The 7,728-nt window shown below is 65.5% G+C and carries 6 protein-coding genes and 1 pseudogene; 5 read left to right on the top strand and 2 right to left on the bottom strand.

Annotated features, from left to right (window positions below; genetic code table 11):
* Window positions 1-37 precede the first annotated feature (37 nt).
* Window positions 38-1,054 (top strand): LLM class flavin-dependent oxidoreductase, encoded by a 1,017-nt coding sequence (locus KGM94_RS21505; protein WP_300263880.1) that lies wholly within the window; start codon window positions 38-40, stop codon window positions 1,052-1,054.
* Window positions 1,055-1,098: 44 nt separating this feature from the next.
* Here the strand turns inward: KGM94_RS21505 and KGM94_RS21500 are convergent, their stop codons facing one another.
* A complete protein-coding gene (locus KGM94_RS21500) occupies window positions 1,099-1,956 on the bottom strand; it encodes a prephenate dehydratase (protein ID WP_300263878.1) in 858 nt (285 codons plus the stop codon).
* 36 nt (window positions 1,957-1,992) lie between these two features.
* Window positions 1,993-2,733 carry a 3-deoxy-manno-octulosonate cytidylyltransferase gene (locus KGM94_RS21495; protein WP_300263876.1) on the bottom strand — a complete coding sequence of 247 codons (741 nt, stop codon included), beginning with the start codon at window positions 2,731-2,733 and terminating at the stop codon, window positions 1,993-1,995.
* Window positions 2,734-2,946: 213 nt separating this feature from the next.
* Between KGM94_RS21495 and KGM94_RS21490 the strand changes: the two genes are divergently transcribed.
* The 4 genes and pseudogenes from KGM94_RS21490 to KGM94_RS21475 all read left to right on the top strand — a co-directional run.
* Window positions 2,947-3,501 carry a cytochrome c family protein gene (locus tag KGM94_RS21490; RefSeq protein ID WP_300263874.1) on the top strand — a complete coding sequence of 185 codons (555 nt, stop codon included), beginning with the start codon at window positions 2,947-2,949 and terminating at the stop codon, window positions 3,499-3,501.
* 279 nt (window positions 3,502-3,780) lie between these two features.
* On the top strand, window positions 3,781-5,607 hold the full coding sequence (locus KGM94_RS21485) for an extracellular solute-binding protein (protein ID WP_300263882.1): 1,827 nt from the start codon (window positions 3,781-3,783) through the stop codon (window positions 5,605-5,607).
* 14 nt (window positions 5,608-5,621) lie between these two features.
* On the top strand, window positions 5,622-7,496 hold the full coding sequence (locus KGM94_RS21480) for an extracellular solute-binding protein (RefSeq protein ID WP_300263872.1): 1,875 nt from the start codon (window positions 5,622-5,624) through the stop codon (window positions 7,494-7,496).
* 3 nt (window positions 7,497-7,499) lie between these two features.
* Window positions 7,500-7,728, top strand: a pseudogene (locus KGM94_RS21475) (microcin ABC transporter permease); the annotation flags it as partial.

Genomic DNA, 7,728 nt, shown 5'->3' with positions numbered 1-7,728 from the left:
CATTGCCGGCCTTACCCAGCGCATTAGGTTAGCCGCCATGATCCCCCTCTCGGTCCTCGATCTTTCCGTCGTCACCACCGGCACAAAACCCGCCGCCGCGCTGCGCAACAGCATCGACCTGGCGCGCCATGTCGATGGCCTCGGCTATGTCCGCTACTGGCTCGCCGAGCATCACAACCTCGCCTCCGTCGCGAGCCCTGCGCCTGACGTCATGATCGGGCAGATCGCGGCGGTAACGAAGCGCATTAGGGTCGGCTCCGGGGGGGTGATGCTGCCCAACCACGCGCCGCTGGTGGTCGCCGAGCGGTTCAAGATGCTGGAAGCGCTGTTTCCCGGCCGCATCGATCTGGGTCTCGGCCGTGCCCCCGGCACCGACGATGCCACCGCCTACGCGCTTCGCAGCCGGCTCGACCGCCGCGAGGGCGACGATTTCCTGGAGCGGCTGCACGAACTGATCCTGTGGGAGACGCGCAATTTCCCGCCCGGCCATCCCTACAACAGCGTGGTGGCGATGCCGGTCGATACGCCGCTGCCGCCGATCTGGCTGCTCGGCTCCAGCGACTATTCCTCGGAGCTCGCCGCCCAGGTCGGCATGGGCTTCGCCTTCGCGCACCATTTTGCCACCCACGACGCGGTCGACGCCATGCTGCACTACCGCAGTCATTTCAAGCCGTCCGGCTGGCGGGCGGTGCCGCACGCCATTCTCGCGGTCGCGGCGATTGCGGCGGACACGGATGACGAGGCCGAGAAGCTCGCCTCCTCCTTCGATCTCAACCGGCTGCGCCGCGACCGCGGTCAGTACCTGCCGCTGCCGAGCGTGGAAGAGGCGCAGGCCTATCCCTATTCGGACGCCGAGCGGGCCTCGATTGCACGAAACCGCTCGCGCCTGTTCGTCGGCACTCCGGCCGCCGTGCGCGAGAAGCTGCAGCCGCTGATTGCGGCGAGCCAGCCGGACGAGTTGATGGTGATCACCGCCGTCTACGACCACGAGGCGCGGAAGAAGTCGTATTCGCTGCTGGCGGACGCGTTCGGGCTGGCGAAGGCGGCGGCGTAGAAGCTGTCGTGCCCCGGGGCGCTTCGCGCGTCCGGGACACGAGATTACTCCATCGTCTCGCTGAACGTCGCGCGGAAGGGGTGGCCGGGATAGACGCCGACGATGCGGAATTCGCGCGAGAAGAACTTCAATTCCTCCAGCGCGAAGGTCAGGCCCTTGTCGTTGGGATGGCCGTCGACATCGGCATAGAACTGCGTGGCGAAGAAATTGCCGTCGACCATGTAGCTCTCGAGCTTGGTCATGTTGACGCCGTTGGTGGCGAAGCCGCCGAGCGCCTTGTAGAGCGCCGCCGGCAAATTGCGCACGCGGAACACGAAGGAGGTGACCAGCGGCCCCGAACCCTGCTCAGCCCACTTCTCCTCGCGCGCCAGCACGACGAAACGGGTGGTGTTGTGCGCCTCGTCCTCGATGTCCTCTTCCAGGATGTCCAGACCGTAGATCGCGGCGGCAAGGCGTGAGGCGATCGCGGCGACGCTCTTGTCCTTGCGCTCGGAAATGTCCCGCGCGCTGCCCGCGGTATCGCCGGCGACGATCGGCCGGATGCCGAGCCTGCGGATGATGCGCCGGCACTGGCCGAGGGCGTGGACGTGGCTTTCCACGCTCTTGATGTCGGTGAGCCTGGCGCCCTTCACGGCCATCAATTGATGGCGGATCGGCAGAAACCATTCGCCGACGATGAACAGGCCGGAGGCCGGCAGCAGGTGATGGATGTCGGCGACCCGGCCCGCCACCGAGTTCTCGATCGGGATCATGCCGAGATCCGCTTCGCCGGTGGAAATCGCCGACAGCGCGTCCTCGAAGGTCGGGCAGGGCATCGGCTCGGCGTCGGGATAGGCCTCGACGATGGCGATGTGGGAATTGGCCCCGGGCTCGCCCTGGAATGCGATTTTCAGCTTGCTCATGTCAAGATTGCTCCTGCGGCGCCTTGTAACAGCCGCTCAGGATTTTGAAAGTATTCTGCGCGCGGTTTCGAGGTCGGCCGGCGTATCAACGCCGCGGGGGACGCTATCGACGATCATGACGTCGATCCGCATGCCGGCCTCCAGCGCCCGGAGTTGCTCAAGCTTCTCCTGCTGTTCCAGGGCCGAGGGCGGAAGCCGGACGAACCGCTCCAGCGCCGCCCGGCGATAGGCGTAGAGCCCGATATGGTGGTAGCGCGGCCCGTCGCCATAGGGGGCAGTCGCGCGGGTGAAATAGAGCGCCCTGAGCCGCCGCGGGCCGATCGGCGAGCCGACGGCCTTCACCACGCTCGGCGCACGGTCCTCCTCCTCGGTGTGAATCTGCGAGGCGAGCGTCGCGATATCGACGGCGGGGTCGGAGAGCGGCGGCAGCACGTCCCGGATGGCCTCCGGCGCGATCGTCGGGAAGTCGCCCTGCAGATTGATCACGATCTCGGCCTCGCCGTGCGGATCGAGCTTCTGCATCGCCTCGTGGATGCGGTCCGAGCCGGATGGGTGGTCGGTGCGGGTCATCACGACCTCGCCGCCTTGGGCCGTCACGGCCTGCGCAATCTCCGCCGTGTCGGTTGCGACCGCGACCCGGCCGATTCCGGCCGCCTCAGCCCGTCGCAGCACGTGCACGACCATCGGCAGCCCCGCGATGTCCAGGAGCGGTTTGCCGGGCAGGCGGGTGGCCGCCATGCGGGCCGGGATCAGCACCAGAATGCGGGGGGTGGTCATCAGGAAGAGGGCCTGAAAAAGGGGCCGTTTTGCGCGGCGGAATTGGTGGGGATGGGGTGAATGCCGGGCCGTTTATACGGGTTGCCAGACCCCGGGCAAACCGATATCTCATCGCTGCTCGGGGGGAGGGTGGAACGTCCGATTCCTGAGGCGTTCTCTGGCGGCCGGTTGGGCCGCTCCTTCCTTACCTCGCGGCGTGGGGCCTGATCCGAAATGGACTCCTTCGAAATCAACAAGATCCTCGGTGCCATCCTCGGCACCTGCCTCGTTCTCCTGGTGACGAACTTCACCGCGAGCGCGCTGTTCGCGCCGAAGCAGCCGGAGAAGCCCGGTTTCGAGATTGCCGCGAAGGAAGAGGCCAGCCACGGCAAGGAAGGCGCAGCAGCTGCCGCCGCCGCCGAGCCGATCGAGAAGCTGCTGCAGACCGCCTCCGTCGAGAAGGGCGCTTCGGCCGCCAAGAAATGCGCCGCCTGCCACACCTTCGAGAAGGGCGGCCCGAACCGCGTCGGACCGAACCTCTACGGCATCGTCGATGACCATCGCGGCGAAGATCGGGGCGGCTTCAACTTCTCCGCCGCGATGAAGGCTAAGGGCGGTACTTGGACCGTCGACGAGTTGAACAAGTTCCTGACCAATCCCAAGGCCTATATCCCCGGCACCGCGATGGGCTTTGCCGGCATCCAGAAGGATTCCGAGCGCGCCGACGTCATCGCCTATCTCAATAGCCTGGCGGACAACCCGAAGCCGCTACCGACCGCCGCGAAGTAAGCCGTTCGCCCTCAATCTTGAATACACGGCCAGGCTCCAACGCCTGGCCGTTTCCATGTCCGGGGCTCGCATGTCCGTGATCGGGGCGTTTGGCCGCAGCGACCTGATTGCGCGGGCTTCGAAGATGAGGAAAAAGCAACATATTCCGCCGAAACCTCGCCTATATTGGGCACTTAAAGGGGTAGCCCCCTTCAAGACAGGGATTTTGATTTGGCCATTACCCGACGCGATCTCCTGCTGACCGGCGCCGCCACCGCGGCCATCCCCGTTCTCGGTTCCATGGCCAGCGCTCCCGTCATCGGGGCGGCCGAGGCGCAAGGAGCCGGCGAGCCCGCCTGGCGCCATGCGCTGTCACTGTTTGGCGACATCAAATACCCCGCCGACTTCAAGCGCTTCGACTACGTCAATCCGGATGCCCCCAAGGGCGGCGTCGCCCGCATGATCTCGCTCGGCACCTTCGACAATTTCAATGTTGCGGTCGCGGGCATCAAGGGCTCGCTCGCGCCGGCGGCGGCCCTGATCTACGAAACCCTGATGACCCGCGCGCAGGACGAGGTCGCGACCGAATACGGCCAGCTCGCCGAGGCGGCCCAGCATCCCGACGATTTCTCCTGGGTGGTGTATCGCTTGCGCAAGGAGGCCCGCTGGCACGACGGCCAGCCGGTGACGCCCGAGGATGTAGTCTTCTCGATCGAGACGCTGAAGAAGCAGAGCCCGATGTATGCGTCCTACTATCGTCACGTCGTCAAGGCGGAGAAGAGTGGCGAGCGCGACGTCAAGTTCACCTTCGATGCGCCCGGCAACCGCGAACTGCCGACCATCGTCGGCGAGCTCATGGTGCTGCCCAAGCACTGGTGGGAGGGCACGGATGCGCAGGGGCGCAAGCGCGACGTCGGCGCGACCACACTGGAGCCGCCGCTCGGCTCGGGGCCGTACCGGATCAAGGAATTCGTCGCGGGCCGCTCGATCAAGCTCGAGCGGGTGAAGGATCATTGGGGCGCCAACCTGCCGACCCAGATCGGCACCAACAATTTCGATGAATTGCGTTTCGAGTTCTTCCGCGACAACCTCGTCGCGCTGGAGGCGTTCAAGGCCGACCAGGCCGACTGGATCGCCGAGAATTCGGCCAAGCAGTGGGCGACCGCCTATGATTTCCCCGCGGTCGCGGACAAGCGGGTGATCAAGGAGGAGTTTCCGATCAACGATTCTGGCCGGATGCAGGGTTTTGTCTTCAATATCCGGCGCGACCAGTTCAAGGACGCACGGCTGCGCCGGGCCTTCAACTACGCCTTCGACTTCGAGGAGATGAACAAGCAGCTCTTCTACGGCCAGTACAAGCGCATCAACAGCTATTTCGAGGGAACGGAGCTCGCGAGTTCCGGCCTGCCGCAGGGCCAGGAGCTGCAGATCCTGGAGACCGTGCGCGACAAAGTCCCGCCCGAAGTCTTCACCGCGGCCTACCAGAACCCGGTCGGCGGCAGCCCGGAAGCGGTGCGCGCAAACTTGCGCGAAGCCGCGAAGCTCTTGAAGGAAGCCGGCTTCGGGGTGCGCGACCACAAGCTGGTCGACACCGCCGGCAAGCCGCTGACCGTGGAGATCCTGGTGCAGGATCCTTCGTCCGAACGCATCGCGCTGTTCTACAAGCCGTCGCTGGAACGGATCGGCATCGGCACGTCGATCCGGGTCGTCGACGATGCGCAGTACCAGAACCGGCTGCGCAGCTTCGACTTCGACATGATCATCGATCAATGGGGCGAGTCGCTCTCGCCCGGCAACGAGCAGCGCGAGTTCTGGGGCTCGCAGGCCGCCGACATGCCGGGTTCGCGCAACACCATCGGCATCAAGAACCCCGCAATCGACGCGTTGATCGACAAGGTGATCTTCGCCAAGGATCGTGCCGGCCTCGTGGTCGCGACGAAGGCGCTCGATCGCGTACTATTGTGGAATTTCTACCTCGTGCCGCAGTTCACCTACGGCTTCTCGCGCTACGCCCGCTGGGACCGCTTCAGTCACGCCGAGCCGCTGCCGAAATACGGCCGGTCGGGCCTGCCGACGCTGTGGTGGTACGATGCGGAAAAGGCGGCGCGCAGCGGAAAACGCTCTTGAGGAAGCTTTCGCGCATGGCGCAGCTTTCACGCCGGCACGTGCTCGGCCTCGGCGTCGGCGGTGCCGTGAGCGCGTGCTGGCCGCACGGCGCGGCGGCTTCGGAGGCCGAAACCGGAGCGCACGGCATGTCGGCGTTCGGCGATCTCAAATATCCTGCCGATTTCCACCATTTCGACTACGTCAATGCCGACGCCCCGAGGGGCGGGACGTTCTCGCTGATCCCCTCCGTGCGGGCCTACAACCAGTCCTACCAGACCTTCAACTCGCTCAACGCCTACATCCTCAAGGGCGACGGCGCGCAGGGCATGGACATGACCTTCGTATCATTGATGGCGCGGGCCAATGACGAGCCGGACGCGATGTACGGGCTTGCCGCCAAGTCGGTGCAGATCTCGCCGAACAGGCTCGTCTATCGCTTCACGATGCGGCCCGAGGCGAAGTTCCACGACGGCACGGGTATCAACGCGCACGACGCGGCGTTCTCGCTGACGACGCTCAAGGCCAAGGGTCATCCGCTGATCGTCGTGCAGATGCGCGACATGGTGAGCGCGGAAGCGCCCGACGACGCGACGCTGCTCGTCACCTTCGCCAAGGGACGCGCGCGCGACGTACCGCTTTACGTCGCTAGCCTGCCGATCTTCTCGAAGGCCTATTACGCAAATCGGATCTTCGAGGAATCGACGCTCGATACCCCCTTGGGCTCCGGCCCCTACAAGGTCGGCAGGTTCGAGGTCAACCGCTACATCGAGTTCGAGCGGGTCAAGGACTGGTGGGGCGCGGATCTTCCGGTGTGCCGCGGCAGCTACAATTTCGACGTGGTGCGCTACGAGTTCTATCGCGACCGCGACGTCGCCTTCGAAGGGTTCACCGGCAAGAACTATCTCTACCGCGAGGAGTTCACCTCGCGCATCTGGGCGACGCGCTACGACTTCCCCGCCGTCAAGGACGGTCGCGTCAGGCTCGAGACCGTGCCTGACGATACACCCTCCGGCGCGCAGGGCTGGTTCATCAATACGAGGCGCGACAAGTTCAGGGATCCGCGCGTGCGCGAGGCGCTGACCTACGCCTTCGATTTCGAGTGGACGAACAAGACCATCATGTATGGCGCCTACGCCCGCACCGTCTCGCCGTTCCAGAACTCGGACATGATGGTGAAGGGCGGACCGCCCTCGCCGGAGGAGCTGAAGCTGCTCGAGCCGTTCCGCGGCCAGGTGCCGGATGAGGTGTTCGGCGAGCCCTTCGTGCCGCCGGTCTCCGACGGATCGGGGCAGGATCGGAGCCTGCTGCGCAAGGCGCAGCAACTCCTCAACGAGGCCGGGCTCGTCATCAAGGACGGCAAGCGACTGTTGCCGAACGGCGAGCCGTTCCGGATCGAGTTTCTTGCGGAAGAGCCGTCGCTGCAGCCGCATCACGCGCCCTATATCAAGAACCTCGCAACGCTTGGCATCGACGCGACGCTCCGCCTCGTCGACGCCGTGCAGTACCGCGCGCGGGTCGAGGATTTCGATTTCGACATGACGATCCAGCGTTTCTCGATGTCGGCGACGCCGGGCGACAGCATGCGACCGTTCTTCTCCTCGCAGGCGGCATCGACCAAGGGATCCTACAATCTGGCCGGCATCGCCAGCCCGGCGATCGACGCGATCATCGAGAAGATCATTTCGGCGGAGAACCGCGCCGATCTCACCGTCGCCTGCCACGCTTTCGACCGGCTGTTCCGGGCCGGCCGATACTGGGTGCCGCAATGGTACGCCAAGACCCATCGGCTGGCTTACTGGGACCAGTTCGGCCATCCCTCGGTGCTGCCGCGCTTTGCCAATGGCGTCGGCGCGCCGGAGAACTGGTGGTTCGATGCCGCCAGGGCCGGCAAGACCGAACAGGCGAAATAGCCCATGAACGCCTATATCGCCCGCCGCATCCTCCTGATGATCCCGACCCTGCTCGGGATCCTCTTCGTATCCTTCGTGGTCGTGCAGTTCGCGCCGGGCGGGCCGGTGGAGCGCGTGATCGCGCAACTCTCCGGCGCCGATACCGGCGGCACGTCCCGCATCTCCGGCGGCGGCGACTTCGCGCAGCGCGCGCCGGGGCAGGTCGGCGCCGGCGCCGACGCCGTCAATTCGA

It is taken from the genome of Bradyrhizobium sp. (assembly GCF_028868675.1).
In the GTDB taxonomy this organism is placed as follows: domain Bacteria; phylum Pseudomonadota; class Alphaproteobacteria; order Rhizobiales; family Xanthobacteraceae; genus Bradyrhizobium.
This window is presented reverse-complemented; position numbering and strand designations above follow the sequence as displayed.